Source organism: Streptomyces sp. NPDC021096 (assembly GCF_040641275.1).
GTDB lineage: Bacteria > Actinomycetota > Actinomycetes > Streptomycetales > Streptomycetaceae > Streptomyces.
The window spans coordinates 77,662-91,314 of the sequence record NZ_JBFADG010000004.1 but is presented as its reverse complement, the minus strand read 5'-3'; the positions used below and the strand labels follow the sequence as shown (position 1 = coordinate 91,314).

General features: G+C 66.8%; 16 protein-coding genes and 1 tRNA gene. 7 read left to right on the top strand and 10 right to left on the bottom strand.

Going from position 1 to position 13,653, the window contains the following annotated elements; all coding sequences use genetic code 11:
• Positions 1–69: 69 nt before the first annotated feature.
• Positions 70–975 (bottom strand): LysR family transcriptional regulator, encoded by a 906-nt coding sequence (locus AB0G59_RS08920; RefSeq protein ID WP_360909489.1) that lies wholly within the window; start codon positions 973–975, stop codon positions 70–72.
• A gap of 87 nt (positions 976–1,062) precedes the next feature.
• On the opposite strand from AB0G59_RS08920, the gene AB0G59_RS08915 reads away from it, so the two are divergent.
• Together AB0G59_RS08915 and AB0G59_RS08910 are read left to right on the top strand one after the other, a co-directional pair.
• Positions 1,063–1,917, top strand: coding sequence for an alpha/beta hydrolase (locus tag AB0G59_RS08915; RefSeq protein ID WP_360909487.1), 855 nt, complete (start codon positions 1,063–1,065; stop codon positions 1,915–1,917).
• A 125-nt stretch (positions 1,918–2,042) separates the two neighbouring features.
• Positions 2,043–2,114 (top strand) — tRNA-Cys (locus AB0G59_RS08910).
• A gap of 6 nt (positions 2,115–2,120) precedes the next feature.
• Here the strand turns inward: AB0G59_RS08910 and AB0G59_RS08905 are convergent.
• Both AB0G59_RS08905 and AB0G59_RS08900 read right to left on the bottom strand, forming a co-directional pair.
• Entirely contained in the window at positions 2,121–2,528 is a 408-nt protein-coding gene (locus AB0G59_RS08905) for a hypothetical protein (RefSeq protein ID WP_360909485.1), read from the bottom strand.
• A gap of 75 nt (positions 2,529–2,603) precedes the next feature.
• A complete protein-coding gene (locus tag AB0G59_RS08900) occupies positions 2,604–3,302 on the bottom strand; it encodes a rhomboid family intramembrane serine protease (RefSeq protein WP_360909483.1) in 699 nt (232 codons plus the stop codon).
• A gap of 145 nt (positions 3,303–3,447) precedes the next feature.
• Between AB0G59_RS08900 and AB0G59_RS08895 the strand changes: the two genes are divergently transcribed.
• Both AB0G59_RS08895 and AB0G59_RS08890 read left to right on the top strand, forming a co-directional pair.
• The gene (locus tag AB0G59_RS08895) at positions 3,448–4,215 is read left to right on the top strand and encodes a DUF4190 domain-containing protein (RefSeq protein ID WP_360909481.1); all 768 of its coding nucleotides are present in this window, start codon (positions 3,448–3,450) and stop codon (positions 4,213–4,215) included.
• A 23-nt stretch (positions 4,216–4,238) separates the two neighbouring features.
• Entirely contained in the window at positions 4,239–4,571 is a 333-nt protein-coding gene (locus AB0G59_RS08890) for a hypothetical protein (RefSeq protein ID WP_360909479.1), read from the top strand.
• Here the strand turns inward: AB0G59_RS08890 and AB0G59_RS08885 are convergent.
• Both AB0G59_RS08885 and AB0G59_RS08880 read right to left on the bottom strand, forming a co-directional pair.
• Complete coding sequence (locus AB0G59_RS08885; RefSeq protein WP_360909477.1) at positions 4,556–4,792, bottom strand: DUF6255 family natural product biosynthesis protein; 237 nt, start codon at positions 4,790–4,792, stop codon at positions 4,556–4,558. The genes AB0G59_RS08890 and AB0G59_RS08885 overlap by 16 nt on opposite strands.
• A gap of 1 nt (position 4,793) precedes the next feature.
• The gene (locus tag AB0G59_RS08880) at positions 4,794–5,291 is read right to left on the bottom strand and encodes an ATP-binding protein (protein ID WP_360909475.1); all 498 of its coding nucleotides are present in this window, start codon (positions 5,289–5,291) and stop codon (positions 4,794–4,796) included.
• A gap of 290 nt (positions 5,292–5,581) precedes the next feature.
• Between AB0G59_RS08880 and AB0G59_RS08875 the strand changes: the two genes are divergently transcribed.
• From AB0G59_RS08875 to AB0G59_RS08865, 3 genes are all read left to right on the top strand, one after another.
• Positions 5,582–6,433, top strand: coding sequence for a helix-turn-helix transcriptional regulator (locus AB0G59_RS08875; RefSeq protein WP_360909472.1), 852 nt, complete (start codon positions 5,582–5,584; stop codon positions 6,431–6,433).
• Positions 6,434–6,447: 14 nt separating this feature from the next.
• Entirely contained in the window at positions 6,448–6,642 is a 195-nt protein-coding gene (locus AB0G59_RS08870; RefSeq protein WP_360909470.1) for a hypothetical protein, read from the top strand.
• Between the two features lie 120 nt (positions 6,643–6,762).
• The gene (locus AB0G59_RS08865; RefSeq protein WP_360909468.1) at positions 6,763–7,125 is read left to right on the top strand and encodes a cupin domain-containing protein; all 363 of its coding nucleotides are present in this window, start codon (positions 6,763–6,765) and stop codon (positions 7,123–7,125) included.
• 352 nt (positions 7,126–7,477) lie between these two features.
• On the opposite strand, the gene AB0G59_RS08860 is transcribed toward AB0G59_RS08865, so the two are convergent.
• The 5 genes from AB0G59_RS08860 to AB0G59_RS08840 form a co-directional block, all read right to left on the bottom strand.
• Entirely contained in the window at positions 7,478–8,029 is a 552-nt protein-coding gene (locus AB0G59_RS08860) for a hypothetical protein (protein ID WP_360909466.1), read from the bottom strand.
• Positions 8,030–9,802: an alpha/beta hydrolase gene (locus AB0G59_RS08855; RefSeq protein ID WP_360909994.1), complete on the bottom strand. Its 1,773-nt coding sequence runs from the start codon at positions 9,800–9,802 to the stop codon at positions 8,030–8,032. It abuts the gene before it with no gap.
• A 5-nt stretch (positions 9,803–9,807) separates the two neighbouring features.
• Positions 9,808–10,239 (bottom strand): hypothetical protein, encoded by a 432-nt coding sequence (locus AB0G59_RS08850; protein ID WP_360909464.1) that lies wholly within the window; start codon positions 10,237–10,239, stop codon positions 9,808–9,810.
• A 38-nt stretch (positions 10,240–10,277) separates the two neighbouring features.
• Complete coding sequence (gene mycP, locus AB0G59_RS08845) at positions 10,278–11,342, bottom strand: type VII secretion-associated serine protease mycosin (protein WP_360909462.1); 1,065 nt, start codon at positions 11,340–11,342, stop codon at positions 10,278–10,280.
• Between the two features lie 1,737 nt (positions 11,343–13,079).
• Entirely contained in the window at positions 13,080–13,574 is a 495-nt protein-coding gene (locus AB0G59_RS08840) for a hypothetical protein (protein ID WP_360909460.1), read from the bottom strand.
• Between the last annotated feature and the right edge of the window lie 79 nt (positions 13,575–13,653).

The window sequence follows — 13,653 nt, the reverse complement described above, 5'->3', positions numbered from 1 at the left end:
ACGTCCAACGACAGTTCTTTGCCGGGTCGCAAACGTACGCTTATGGATGGGGCGGGCGCGGGCCCGCGGTCAGCAGCCGACCCGGCGCGCGGCGACGGCCTTCAGCTCGTCGAGGACGAGCGCGGTGGCGGGGATGCGGAGGTGCTCGCGCAGCACGTAGGCGGAGACCTGACGGCGGCAGGCCGGGTCCAGGGCCCGTCCGGTGATCTTGTCGTGCCGGAGGAAGGACAACACCAGCCCCGGCATCATCGCCACGCCGAGCCCCTCGGCGACGAGGGACTGCACGACGAGGTTGTCGTCCGTTGTGAATGCGATGTCGGGTGCGAAGCCCTGCTCGGCGCATTCGTGGAGGAAGTTGGTGCGGCAGCGCAGACAGCCGGCGATCCAGCGCTCCTCGGCCAGGTCGGCGAGCTTGACGGCGCGGCGGCGGGCGAGCGGGTGTCCCACCGGCAGCAGAACGGTCAGCTGGTCCTCGAACAGCGGTATTTCGACGAGCTCGTCGGGCACCTCTTCGTGCAGGCCGGGATAGGTGAAGGCCAGGGTGATGTCGCATTCGCCGCGCACCAGCCGGCGCAGCGAGTCCGGCGGCTCGCCCTCCTGCAGCTCGACCCGTACGCCCGGGTGGTCGGCGGCGAGGCGGGCCAGCGCCTCGGGTATGAGGGTGGCCCCGGCGCTGGGGAACGCGCACACGCGCACCCGTCCGGCGCGCAGCCGGGTCAGCGAGCTCATTTGCCGTTGCGCAGCGGTGAGGCTGTCGAGGATGACCTCGGCGTGCCGGGCGAGCGCCTCGCCGGCCTCGGTCAGCCGCATGCGCCGTCCGACGCGGGTGAACAGCGGGGTGCCCACCGCGCGTTCCAGCGCCTTCATCTGCTGGGTGATCGCGGGCTGGGTGTAGCCGAGGGCGCGGGCGGCAGCGGAGTACGACCCCGCGGCGACGACCGCGTGGAAGGTCTTGATGTGCCGGGAGTCGAACACGCCGAAATCATAAGCGGAATTTGGGTTCGGGGCCGGTCACGGCTGGGTTGCTTCTGGATCAAGGGAGATATCCGGCATGGTGGCTTTATGCCTCACTACGTCTCATACGACGCAGCAGAATTGCACTACCGGGTCCTGGGGGACGGCGCCGGACCGCCCCTGGTCTGCCTGGCGGGAGGACCGGGGCGGGACGCCGCGTACCTGGGGGACCTGGCGGGCCTGTCCGCGCACCACACCCTGATCGTCCCCGACAGCCGCGGCACGGGCGCCTCTCCCCCACCGCGGAACCCGGCGGCGTACGCCTTCCCAGCCCTGGCCGACGACCTGGAGTCGCTCCGCGACCACCTGGAGCTGGACCGCTTCGCCCTGCTCGCCCACGACGCGGCCTGCGCGACGGCCCAGGCGTACGCGGCCGCGCACGGCGAATACCTGACCCATCTGGTCCTGGTCGCCCCCGGCTCCCGCCTCCAGGGCGAACTCCCCACGGACGCCGAGGAGATCTTCGAGTCCCGCGCCACGGAGGAGTGGTGGGTCGACGCCTACGTGGCCGTCCACTCCCTGGCCGCCGCCACCGACCTGGCCGAGGTCCGCTCCCTCCTCCTGCGCGCGGCCCCCATGGCCTACGCCCGCTGGACCCCCACCCAGCGCGCCCACGCCGCCGGCGAACCCGACCAGCTCAACCCGGTCCCCCGCGCCGGCTTCTGGCAGGGCGTCGACGAGCCGGCACGCCTGGACCTCCTGCGCGCGCTGCGGAACGTACGGTGCCCGGTGCTGGTCGTCACGGGCGACCGCGACGCGGTGACGGGCATGCGCGCGGGCGAGGCCGTGGCCGCCTCCTTCCCCCGCGCGGTGGTGCGCCCGCTGCACGAGGTGGGGCACTACCCGTGGGTGGACGAGCCGGACATGTTCCGCCCGCTGGTGGAGTCGTTCCTGGGGACGTGAGGGGACGCGAGGGGGGCATATGAACAGCACATGTCGGCCATATGGCAGGGCTGAAAGCCCCATTGAAGCGGGGCGGGGAGGACCGTAGGGTCATGGTCGTCGGAAGCAAGAGACGACGTGAACACGGCCGTGTGCCCGAGTGGCTTAGGGGCTCGCCTGCAAAGCGAGTTACGTGGGTTCGATTCCCGCCACGGCCTCTACCGCTAGCCCGCAGAACAGAGACCGTCGTTCGGGCAGAACATCGCCCACGTGAAGTTGTAGCCGCTCCGCACGGTCACGGGATTCGGCGTGGGGCCGAAGTTGACGTAGGACCCCGGGTCGGGTGTGGCGGTGAAGGTGACCGTCGTTCCGACCGCGAAGCTCGCGGTGCAGGGGCCGGTCGGGTTCTCCGGCGGGTCGTTGCCCGAGTACGGGTCCCATGCCGTCGTGTGGCAGTTGATCCCGGCCGGCTGGCTGGTGACCGTTCCGCCACCCCAGCCGTCGGTGATCCACGCGGACAGTTCCGCGGTGGGCTGAGCCTGAACCGGGCTGGCGGAGACGATCGCGGCGGCCGTGGCGAATGCGGTGACGATTCCCGTAGCGCGCCAGGCGCCCTTCCTGTTCTTCCTCATGGGAGGCTCCTCGGTCGAAGTAATTCGACCCCTGTGACCAGACTAAGAGCCCCTTCGGCGAGCTGCTACGGGAGATCAGAGCAGTCCGAGGTCGCGCAGTTCCTTGTGCAGGTCCGCGCGGGGATGGCCGGCGGGGCTGCTGCCGTCCGGGACGGCCGACGTGGCGGCGGGGGCGGCGGCAGGGGCCCGCCGGTCGCGGAAGACCCAGGCGCCGATGACGCCCCCGACCAGCCCGCCGAGGTGGCCGAGCCAGCTGATGCCGGGCGTGCCGGGAACGGTCAGGGTGAGGGTGTAGGCGTAGGAGGCGCCCATGACGATGCCGACGAGGCTGTCGATGAGGTGCCGGTCGAAGAACCCGCGGACGACCACGTAGCCGAAGTACCCGAAGACCAGCCCGCTGGCCCCGACCGTACCGATGCCGTCGCCTTCGAACATCCAGATGGTGAGCCCGCTGACGACGGCGACCAGCGCCGTCAGTCCGAAGAAGCGCGCCACCCCGCGATAGGCGGCGAGGAATCCGAAGACGAACAGCGGCCCGGAATTGCTCTCGATGTGCTCCCAGCTCAGGTGCAGGAAGGGGGCGGTGAGAATGTCGGGAAGGCTCCCGGTCCTACCGGCGATCACGGCGAAGTCGCGGGCGAAGCGGTAGTCGCTCCCCCAGTTGGCCAGCTGCACGGCCCAGACCACGGCCAGGAAGCCGAACATCACGAAGAACGCCTTGCGCGCCTCGGCGACCATCGCTTCCGCGTCGATCGCCGCCACTCTCTTGCTCAACCCACTCATCCCGATCAGCCGTGACAGGGCCTCAGGGAGCCCTTTATGCGTACCTTACGTAGGGCGAACATGGGTACGACTACTCAGGCCGATTTGAGTGAGCGGGCGCTCCCGCAAGGGCCCGTGCGGCGTGTGTGATCAATGCATGAAGACGAAGCCGCTGACGAAGCCGCTGCCGGACCTCCCCGGCCTCATGCCGAAGCAGCCCAACGGCGTGGGCATGGCGGCTCTGATGCTGGCCGTGCTGGCCGTCGCGGCGACCACCACGTACGTGGGCGTCCTCTTCGCCGTTCCCATCGGCCTGGTCGCCACGGTCTGCGGCTTCGTAGGGCGCGCGAAGGCCAAGCGCGGCGAGGCGACCTCGAGCACCACGGCGGTCACCGGCCTCGCGCTGGGGGCGGCCACGGCGCTCGTCTCGCTCGGCGCGATCGTGTGGTTCTGCGTCTCGCTGTCCCACGCCTACGACCGTCCCGGGGAGCTGGTCTCGCCGGGCGGCAAGTACGAGGCCCCGCTGAAACCGGGCGGAACGGCGCGCTACCGGGACGGCATGAAGGTGACGGTGAGCAAGGCCCGCCGCGTCCCGAGCCTGCCCGGCGACGTGGCGCTGAGGAAGGGCGAGCTGACCTACGAGTACACGGTCACGTACGTGAACGACCAGGACAAGGCCCTCGAACTCACCTGGAACGGCATCCGCACCGAGAAGAAGATCCTCCCGGGCGGCATGACGCCCTTCGGCCCCATGAGCCCCACGGCCGACCGCAAGAACCCCTGGTTCCCGGACAGGCTCGCACCTCACCAGAAGGTGAAGGTGAAGATGCACGTCAACGTCCCGCCGGGCTCCGAGTCCCTGGACTTCACGGCGTCCCCGACGGACTACCGCGACGACGCCCACTGGCTCCTGCCGCTCAGCTAGCTCTCTGCTCGAAGGACACCTCGATGTATACCTACTCCACGCTGCCGCGGAACAACCGCCTCATGAAGATCCTGGCGGGGATTCTGTGGGCGATAGCGGTTCAAGCGACGGGCTTGTGCCTGGTGGTCGTGGCGATGATCGCCATGTGGGGAGCCGCGGAGGGCGACGGGGCGGGGGCGGGTGGCTTCCTCCTCCAGGTGACAGGAATCCTCGCCGTGGCCGCAGCGGTGCTGGCGGCGATCTGGTACGCCCTGAAGCGCATGGGCCTGGCCCCGGCCACCCGAGCGGTGGTGGTGGGCGCCCTGGCCTGCCCGGGCCCGGTGGCCCTGGTGCTGAACGTCTACCTGGGCCGGTGAGCGCGGGGCGGCGACCACCTGGCCACCCCCACGGCGAAGGCCACTTGCCGAGCAGCGGCCAGGTCGGCGGCTCGCCTCTCCGACGCGGACGGTACGAGCGCGTGGGGCAGCCCGACGGGCCGGACGGCCCCGTAGTGGCGAAACCGACGCACCCCGCAGCGCCGACACTGCACCTCACCGGGGCTGCCGACCTCGCTCCACCCGCCGCTATGTGAGCACATCTCAAAGCGCGGCATAACGCTTCCCCGCCTCCCCGGGCACGACGACCCACAGCTTGCTCCCGCTGAGCGGCTTCTCGGCGGCGGCGATGCCCACGACGCCCCCGCACCGACCCACGACGGCTTCCAGCGTGGCCAGCGCCTCCCGCCGATACGCCCGGCAGGCACTGCCGGCACCACTGCTCTCAGCGTGCTCGGGATGCTCGTCGAACACGGTCACCCGCAGCACCCCGAACCGCCATCGCAGGTCGAGGCTGACGCCACGGTTCGGGGTGAACGCGAGGGCGTTGCCGAGCAGTTCGGAGGCGGCGAGGGACCCGAGCTCGGCCAGGTCGGCCAGTCCGTGCGCGTTGAGCACACCCTTCACGGCGCTCCGGGCCATGCCCAGGCAGTAGGCACCACCGGGCAGACCGAACGAGTAGTTGAGGTTGTGACGGCTGGGCGAGGACGGTGGCGCGATGCGCGCCGAACCAGCCGTCGAACAGAGTGCGTTGTTGCTCATGCGCGGACTCCAAGCGCGGTCATGTCGACAGACAGAGGGAGTTCTCGCACGCGGACAGCAACCGGTGGCCTGCCTCCCTGGGCGCGGACACACCCCACCCAGGGAAGGAGGGCATGCTCACGCGGTGCACTTCCGGCGCCACGGCGTGTGAGCGAAGTGGTACCGAAGGTAGCGCCTCGGGAAGCCCTGTGCTACCTACTCGCCGGAAACCGTGTGCTACCTACGGCATCGCTGGATGTCATCGCCGCCTGCGGGCAGACTGTGTGCCAGTTTCGGCGAGAGGCCATCGCATGCCACCGAGAAGCAACCCGACGATCCGACAACGGCGTCTCGGCGCCGCGCTCCGCCAACTGCGCGAGCAGGCGGGGATGTCCGCGTCGGACGCGGCCGCCCTGTTGGGCGTGGACCGCACCCGCATCTCCAACACGGAAGCCGGCCGCTTCGGCATCAGCCCGACCCGCGTGCGCACGCTCGCCTGCAACTACCGCTGTCCGGACGCGACATTGGTCGACGCCCTCGCCGACATGGCACAGGACCACTCCAAGGGCTGGTGGGAGGAGTACAGAGGCTCGCTCCCCGCCTTCTTCCTGGACATCGCCGAGCTCGAGTGGCACGCCGCCAGGATTCGCAACGCACTGACATCGCACATCCCCGGGCTCCTGCAGACGGAAGACCACGCCCGCGCGATCTTCGACCTGGTGATTCCCCGCCTCCCCGCAGGCGAGGTAGACCTCCGCGTCTCCCACCGCCTCCTGCGCCGCCAGGTGTTCGACCGCCAGGCCGCTCCCGAGTACGACGCGATCGTCCACGAGAGCGCCTTACGGATGCAGTTCGGCGGCCGCGACGTGGCCCGCGCCCAACTCCGGCACCTGCTCGAAATCAGCGAACACGACCGCGTCAGCCTCAGAGTCATCCCGTTCACGGCCGGCGGCTTCCCGGGCGCCGGGCAGACCATCCTCTACGCCTGCGGACCGGTCCGACAGCTGGACACAGTGCAGCTCGACACCTCTCACGGCTCGGTCTTCATCGACTCCGACATGCAGCTGGCCAACTATCGCCAGCTCTTCGACGCGATGGAGACCTGCGCTCTTGACGAGACCAAGTCACGAGACTTCATTCGAACCGTCGCCCAACAGCTCTGAAAGGCCCACTCCCCATGCCCGAGATCCGCTGGCAAGCCCCCTTATGCGGCAACGGCGGCAACGCCTGCATCCAGATCGGCCACACCTCGGACGGCACACCGATACTGCGCGAGACGACGCACCCGGACGAACTGCTCCGCACCACCCCCCAAGGCCTCCGCAACCTGATCGAATCGGCCAAACGCGGCGAGCTGGACCACCTCCTCTGAGCCGCCTTCACCCACCCGGCCCCCACACCTCGCAGCGGGCCAAACCCACAGCTAGCGTCGAAGGAGTCGCCCAGCAACCGCTACGGCAAACCGCTGCCTACCGCTCAAGGAGGAGGCTCCATGGCCGGTCTCGTGCGCAAGAGCTTCGACTCGCCGGAGGAAGTCCGCCCCTTCGAGGAGGGCAAGGGACGCCTGGAACTGGTGAACGTGGCCGCAGGCCCGGTGGGCCGGGCGACGTTCGAGCCGGGCTGGCAGTGGTCGAAGCACGTCAAGCCCATCGCGGGAACGGACAGCTGCGAGGCCTCCCACACGGGCTACGTCATCGCGGGCCGCATGAAGGTCGTGATGAACGACGGCGAAGAGGCGGAGTTCGGCCCGGGCGACTACATGATCTGCCCACCCGGCCACGACGCCTGGGTCCTCGGCAACGACCCCTGCGTCTTCATCGACTGGCAAGGCTTCGCCGACTACGCCAAGCGCTAGGCGGACGTCACTCGCATCGGATGAAGTGAGGGACTCCTGCGACCGCAACCGGATCACCGATCGGCCACGTCGGGAAACCTTCTGGAGCCCGCACTCGGGAAACCGAAATGCCGCGCAGGCATGCACCGCACCAGAACAGCGCGTACCCGATACGACTGCTGGCATCGACGATGTACCGAACCTCAAGCCGGCACTGGCCGCAGCCCGGGCACGACCCGCTGCTCGCTTCACCACGACGGTCGACAACGAGGGCCAACGCCTTCAGCCAAGCCACTCGATCAGCCATTCAGCCCAATCTTCCTACGCGAGGCCGATTTCTGTCACGTTGGAAGCTCGCAAACAGCACTAGCAATCAGTATTCGCCGCTCAGGTCAGCACCTTCCGGAACACGGAAACATGCGGATACCAGGGACACCATGATGCCAGGCTCGCCGCTTCCAGAGCCCACAAACGCGATGTTGGCAGTGAACTGCTCTTTTGATGAGTCCGCAAGGATCTCTGGAGTTTTGGCCGGACTGTCATTTGGCCCCGACTTAATAATCTTCCACCCGTCGGCCGGCAAACGCTGCTTGAGCCCGTCGAAACCACGCGAAAGCTCATCCATGGGAACACCATAAACGGACCACGTGTGATACACCTGATAAATATGCTTAGGGTCCTCCTTGCACGTGGATACGCCGGGACCACCGGGAGTCACCTTACCTGCACGTATCCCAATCACATCGAATAGCTGGCTGGATGCTTCTTTGACCTTGCCTCTGGCCCGCCCCACATCCATCACAACCGATTCACGGCCGCCTTCATTCACCTTCGAACACCCCGATCCGACCACCGAAAGAGCAACCCCAATAGCCAGGGAGCCAACCCATCTCCGTTGCTGAATAAACTTCACCGGCCAGGCCACCTATTCGCTCTCCACCATGTCGTACCGACGGGTTACGACAGCTGCCTGATTTCGCAGACTGATCGATCGCTCATCCCAGTATCCACTGTGCCCCTTGGTGTCGACCTTCATTCGGTGCGCACCAAATTCCTCATCCGAGGGCACTACATGAATGTACTCAACGTAGCCGCCGTTTTCTCTGTCTCCGCCATTTACGACCACCCTTTGGACTCCACCAAGCCCTGCTATCTTTCCACCCAAGGGCACGGGGTCGTCCGACGCTCTCTCGGACCACACATGGTCCTTCCCAACATCCAACTTATCTGCGTCACTGACCAACGTGCCTGGGCTTCCAGCCACCACAACGTCATCAGCAGCCAGTTCCCCCTTATTGGCAGCCGCCCCTACGAGAGTACTTCCATAACTGTGGCCAATTATTGTTGTGTGACTCTTGTCCGCCCCTCCTTGAGCCACTTGCAACCCATCCATAAACCCATTGAGCGCCGACTCCCCATTGTAGGCGTAAGACTTCGACATGGCTTGCGGAACGATACTCTGAGGTGCGTCATAACCGATCCATGTAATGGTTGACACGTCGGGATTTCCTGGCATCCCATCACTCACCTTCCAGAGCCTCACCATTCGCCCTATATCGCCTTCAGCACCCGCTAGATTTGAATATGTGCCGGGAATATAGACGGCCGTGTGGGCTGCAGTGTCGGGATTTCCATTGGCGACGATGGCATGACCGTCTCCCCTTGCGTCCAGGCCGAGCAGGTATGCTTTTGGAATCCTCTCATCCCCGCCTGCCTGAGCCAACCTATCCTGAATCGCCTCCAGTCCATCCAGCTTTCCCTCAATGCTTTCTTTTTTCTCCTTCCATACCATCCACTCTTGCGAGACCGTCTGCTGTCCCGTTCGCATCACATACCGTTGCGGCTCACGCGCAACCAGATCTTTGAGCTGTTGATTCACATCGGCTCGCGTTTCGGCAAGGACAACCTGGTTTGCTTCGTCCCGCGTAGCGGAGGGAATACCGTTCAGGGCACCGATGCTCGCCGGATACAGAGCGGTGTACTCTTCACGTTCTGCCTGGGAGCGACTTTTCCACCACTCGGCGTTCTCCTTCGGAGACTTACCCTTGGGGATCCCGCTTTCTGGAAGGTGCTTGCCCGCGGCGGCACGTAGATCCTTCGTGTCGCGCGCAACGTCGGTCCAGTCAGTCTTCTTCAGATCACCGTCGGTGGAGAGCTTCGCAATGGCTCTGGCGTACCGGCCGTCGATCTCCGTTGCTTCTTTGAGCGCTTCACCGATGCGGTTGGCGATGTCCTGAGCTTTGGCCTGGTTCGCGTCCGGGGTGCTGTCCGGCTTCAGCAGGGAGGGCATGGCGCCGGGGGCAGCCGGCGTCGGGAGAAGCGGAGACGGAGCCCCTTGGGTTTTCGGGTATTCGACAGATCCGTTCGGCTTGACGGTGAAGCCCAGCCCACGCGCGTCCTCCAACGCCTGCTTGAGCTTGCGTTGCGGGACCGCCAGCTCCTCGGCCAGGCCTTGAAGGGCCGTGCGGATCAACCCACCTTCGGCGTGGACGTACTGGTAGTTCTTACTCAACCTGTCCAGATCACTCAGAACTGCGGTCGCCGCGGCGCCTTGCTGTGTGGCGCGCAGCTTGCTGAGCATGTCGTGATCCACGCGCTCCCGGTATGCGTGGGCACGATGGCTGATCGTGCTCCAGCCATCAGCGGCTTTCGTGAACTTGGAGGTGTCGAGGCGGGTGAGCTCTTCGATGCTGACCATTCGCGTCACTGCCACTTCTTCGGCGCGCTGGACGTCCAGGGTTGGCTGTAGTCGTTGATCCTGGAGCCCGTCGCTTCGAACGACGCCTTGACCTGCACTTCGTTCTCGCCGAAGGCCATACCGGCCTTCTTCAAGTCGCCGTCGAGGCGCTTGCACTCGTCACGAACAGCGCCGAGGCGGGCTTCCCAGCCCCCGAGAATGGCGCTCAGAGCAGCCGCGCTCGCGAAGCCGGTGGTTCCCGTCTTGATCCCGTCGTGGGCATGACCCAGGTCCCGGAGGGCCGTATCCATGCCTTGGTTCAGCTCACCGGCGACGCCGCCGGCGGTGGTCCAGGGCCAAACACTCGCCTTGTGGGTGTCGCCTCCTCCGCCGGAGCCGGCGGAGGCCAAGGTTATTCGTGATTCCTGGTGCTGCTGGGGGATTTGGGCATCCGTCATGGTGTGGCCTCGGGTGCAGGGTGTGTGGGGTGGGGTGTCTACCGGGGCAGTCGCCTGCGGCGACGTGCGACGAGCAGGGGTACGCCGACTGCGGCGGCTACGGCTAGAGCGACAGCGCCCGCCAGGACATTGCGGGTGGAGAGCAGGCCCTTGCCGCCCTTGTCTGCGTCGGCTCGCACCATGCCGCCGGTGGCGCGGGAAGCAGTGGCCGCCGGTGTAGGCGCAGCCAGTTCGGGGAGAGGGCTCACGTTGGGCGGGCCAGGGTCGCCGGGGTTCTGCAGGGCGATGCGGGGGCGGACTACGCCGTAGCCGATGGTGTCGCTGCGCTTCTCGCCGCTTTTGGGGCCGCCGGCGGTGTTGATGAGGACGCGGAGGACTTGGTTTGCCGTCCATTCGGGGTGCACGGACCAGATGAGGGCGGCGGAGGCGGAGGCCAGGGCGGTGGCGTCGCTGGTGCCGTGGCTTCGGCAGAGGCCGGATCCACCTTTGCAACTGGCGACGATGTTGTCGCCGGGGGCGGCGAGGTCCACTTGTGGGCCCCGTTGCGACTCCTCCGTCGCCTTGATGTCCTGACCGACAGCAGATACGCCCACTACGCCTGGGTACCCTGCAGGGAATTCGACCGGATTTCCCTTATTTCCTTCATTTCCAACGCCTGCGAAGACGAGCTTCCCCCTGGATAGGGCGTATTCGACCGCCTCGGCTTCACGCGAGCTCCCGGGGCCAGCCATCGAAATATTGATGATCTTTGCTTGGGAGTCCGCCGCATATCGGATTGCGGAAGGCATTGAGGTACCGCTCAGAAGCTCCCGCGTGGCAGGCGCATTAGTGTTGACAACCCTCAGAGGGAGGATCTTCGCGCCGGGGGCAAGACCAAACGAGCCAGCCCCTCCGTTACTCTTCCCCGTCCCTGCGATGAGGACGGCCATCCCCGTCCCGTGACCGTCGTAGTCTGAGTGCTCGTCTCCCTCAACACCAGAGAAGTCCTTACCAGGGAGCACTTGCCCCCTAAGATCAGGGAGTTCCGCGTCCACGCCGCTATCGATGACGGCTACGGTCACACCAGCCCCTGTGCTCGTCTGCCACATTTCCTCGGCTCGCATAGCGTCCAAGTACCACTGTCGCGAGCGGATCGAGTCCGCCTGAGCCGGCGCTGCAGAGACAACGAGTGCGAGAGACGCGGCTACACCCCAGGCAGCACCTTTCCACCAGCCAGCATTGGCAGCCGAGCTGCAACGCATGTCTTTCTCCTGCCTTTGCCTGTGGTCAGTCGATGACGGGAGGAGCGACACGACGGTTGCCCTGAGCCCAGGTCTCTTCATCTTCCACCAAGTAGTCAGGGCGCTGCCCTTGCTGTGAAGCGCGACGACCGGGGTTGGCGTTAACGTCTCCGGGACTCCTCACCAAGCCCGAACCACCAGGCGTGAAGGCCCGGTCCCCCGATGTTCCGACTCGACGTTGTCCTCCAACGACCCCGCCCGGTTCGAATGCCAACCGTCGGCCGCTGCCACCACCGACACGGCCTGCAGGGGGCGCGGGAGGCGCCGCGTGTGGCGCGCCAAAGCCCATCGGTGTGCGTGCTTGTCCAGGCTCCGTACCGATGACTGTGCCTCGCGGTACCTGAGTCGGAACCTGTGCTGACGTACGAGGCACCGGCCGTCCGCCGACCACGCCGTCTCGAGGCAATCCAGGCACTGAGGGGCCGAGACCGCCGACAAGACCACGCCCCGGGATACCCGGCACGGTTCCTTGACGCTGGCCCCCGACGGGTCCTGCCTTCCCTCCGCCCAATCCTGCAGGCACATGGCCCATTGGCGGCACCGGGAGGTCGGCTACTGGCGCCACCGGCGGGGTGTTTGACGTGCCACCACCGTGCGGCAACGGTGCTGGCGCCCCACCAGATGGCAGGACCGGCGCCTCGGGCATTGCCACTCCGCCGTCAACTTCCATGGACACTGGCGGTGCGACTGGCTGGATTACTGACCCCACGCTGCCACTGCTCGCTACCACGCCAGAGGTATCTCTCGCCGTACCAGAGACGGGCGCAACGCCCTGCGTATTGCCACCTGCCCCAGCTGCCCTGCCAGCAGGACCGTAGGCGGCAACACCTTGTGCGTCAGTTCTCGGCACCGGGATGTACTCAAAGTCGTGGATACCACCGTCCCCCGGCATCGGCGGAAACGTAGGCGCCCCCGCCCCCGAAATGTTCCGCGCCGACCACGCATAGGACTCCGCCAGCTTCCGCATCAGCCGAGCAGCCTCAGCCCGATCCGCCTCAAGCTGTTGCTGCGCCGCGTAAGCCTCCTTCTGCGAAGGCCCCGATGCCCCCGCCTTCTGCAGCCCCCCGCTCTGATCCGCCACCGTCGGCGGCGCGACCGCCCCCACCTGCCCAGGATTACTGGCCTTGTAAGCAGCCAACGTGGCCTTGGATGCCGAGGACACCCCCGGCATGGAGGACTGGACGCTGGAGAGCGTGGCCGCGGCGTGGGTCATCCACGTTCCCGCGTTTTTGCTGAACTCACCGAGCCGCAGCGTCGCGTTGGCCATGTCCGCGACCCATTCGCGGAAAGCGTCGCCGCCCAGGCCGTCCCACTCCACGCCGGAGGCGTGTTCCTGCAGGCGCTCGCCGAGCTTGTTCATGGCGCCGGCCGCACTTTGGAGCTTGCAGCCCAGGGCGCTGGTCGTCTCGGCGTCGGCGTGTTCGACCATCGCGCGCAGCTGCTCGTGCGACATCGACTCGAAGTCCGACGTCGTGAACAAGCCGCTGCTGGGGCGCCGGATGAGGGGGCTGACACCGCCACCAGCAGCACCGGCCACAACCGGTCCGGGAGGAGTCGCCATCAGATCTCTCCTTCGTTGCTGGCGTGCGGCTGCGGCTGCGGCTGCGGGGACGAAGTCGGCCCCGCCCCCGACGTCGGCTCCGGCGTCCCCGCCCCCGCCCTCGTCCTCGCCGCCCTCGTGTTGGGGTCGAGCTTCGGGTTGTAGAGCTCCTTGGTGCGGGACTGGATGGCCCACATGCGGTCGCGCAGGTCGGCGTCGACGTTGGCGTAGCCGACGCGGGCGGCGTGGACGGCGGTGCCCAGGGCCTCGATCTGGTCGTTCAGCAGCTGGGCGAGGGTCTTCAGTTGGGCGTGGACCTCGTTGTACGCGCTGTAGAGGGAGTCGACCTCGGCGAAGTTGACGCCCAGTTGGGCGGGGACGAGGTGGTGGTCGGCCATCCGGTGCGGGGCCGCCTGGGAGGACTCGAGGTGGGTCAGGAGTTCTTCGACCTCGCCCCTGAAGCCTTTGAGTGTTGCCAGTTCCGCGTGCAGTCTCGCGTCCCCACCCGCGCCCACGTTCGTTCCGCCCCTCGCGTCAGCCCCGTAACGTAACAATGCCGCCCCAAGGTTACTGACAGGCAGTGACGTTCACCTG

Excerpts from the sequence above, each read along its gene's own strand:
- AB0G59_RS08915 (WP_360909487.1), top strand. The coding sequence starts at position 1,063 with ATGCCTCACTACGTCTCATACGACGCAGCAGAATTGCACTACCGGGTC.
- AB0G59_RS08905 (WP_360909485.1), bottom strand. The coding sequence starts at position 2,528 with ATGAGGAAGAACAGGAAGGGCGCCTGGCGCGCTACGGGAATCGTCACC.
- AB0G59_RS08895 (WP_360909481.1), top strand. The coding sequence starts at position 3,448 with ATGAAGACGAAGCCGCTGACGAAGCCGCTGCCGGACCTCCCCGGCCTC.
- AB0G59_RS08890 (WP_360909479.1), top strand. The coding sequence starts at position 4,239 with ATGTATACCTACTCCACGCTGCCGCGGAACAACCGCCTCATGAAGATC.
- AB0G59_RS08885 (WP_360909477.1), bottom strand. The coding sequence starts at position 4,792 with ATGTGCTCACATAGCGGCGGGTGGAGCGAGGTCGGCAGCCCCGGTGAG.
- AB0G59_RS08880 (WP_360909475.1), bottom strand. The coding sequence starts at position 5,291 with ATGAGCAACAACGCACTCTGTTCGACGGCTGGTTCGGCGCGCATCGCG.
- AB0G59_RS08875 (WP_360909472.1), top strand. The coding sequence starts at position 5,582 with ATGCCACCGAGAAGCAACCCGACGATCCGACAACGGCGTCTCGGCGCC.
- AB0G59_RS08870 (WP_360909470.1), top strand. The coding sequence starts at position 6,448 with ATGCCCGAGATCCGCTGGCAAGCCCCCTTATGCGGCAACGGCGGCAAC.
- AB0G59_RS08865 (WP_360909468.1), top strand. The coding sequence starts at position 6,763 with ATGGCCGGTCTCGTGCGCAAGAGCTTCGACTCGCCGGAGGAAGTCCGC.
- AB0G59_RS08855 (WP_360909994.1), bottom strand. The coding sequence starts at position 9,802 with ATGGTCAGCATCGAAGAGCTCACCCGCCTCGACACCTCCAAGTTCACG.
- AB0G59_RS08850 (WP_360909464.1), bottom strand. The coding sequence starts at position 10,239 with ATGACGGATGCCCAAATCCCCCAGCAGCACCAGGAATCACGAATAACC.
- mycP (WP_360909462.1), bottom strand. The coding sequence starts at position 11,342 with ATGCGAGCCGAGGAAATGTGGCAGACGAGCACAGGGGCTGGTGTGACC.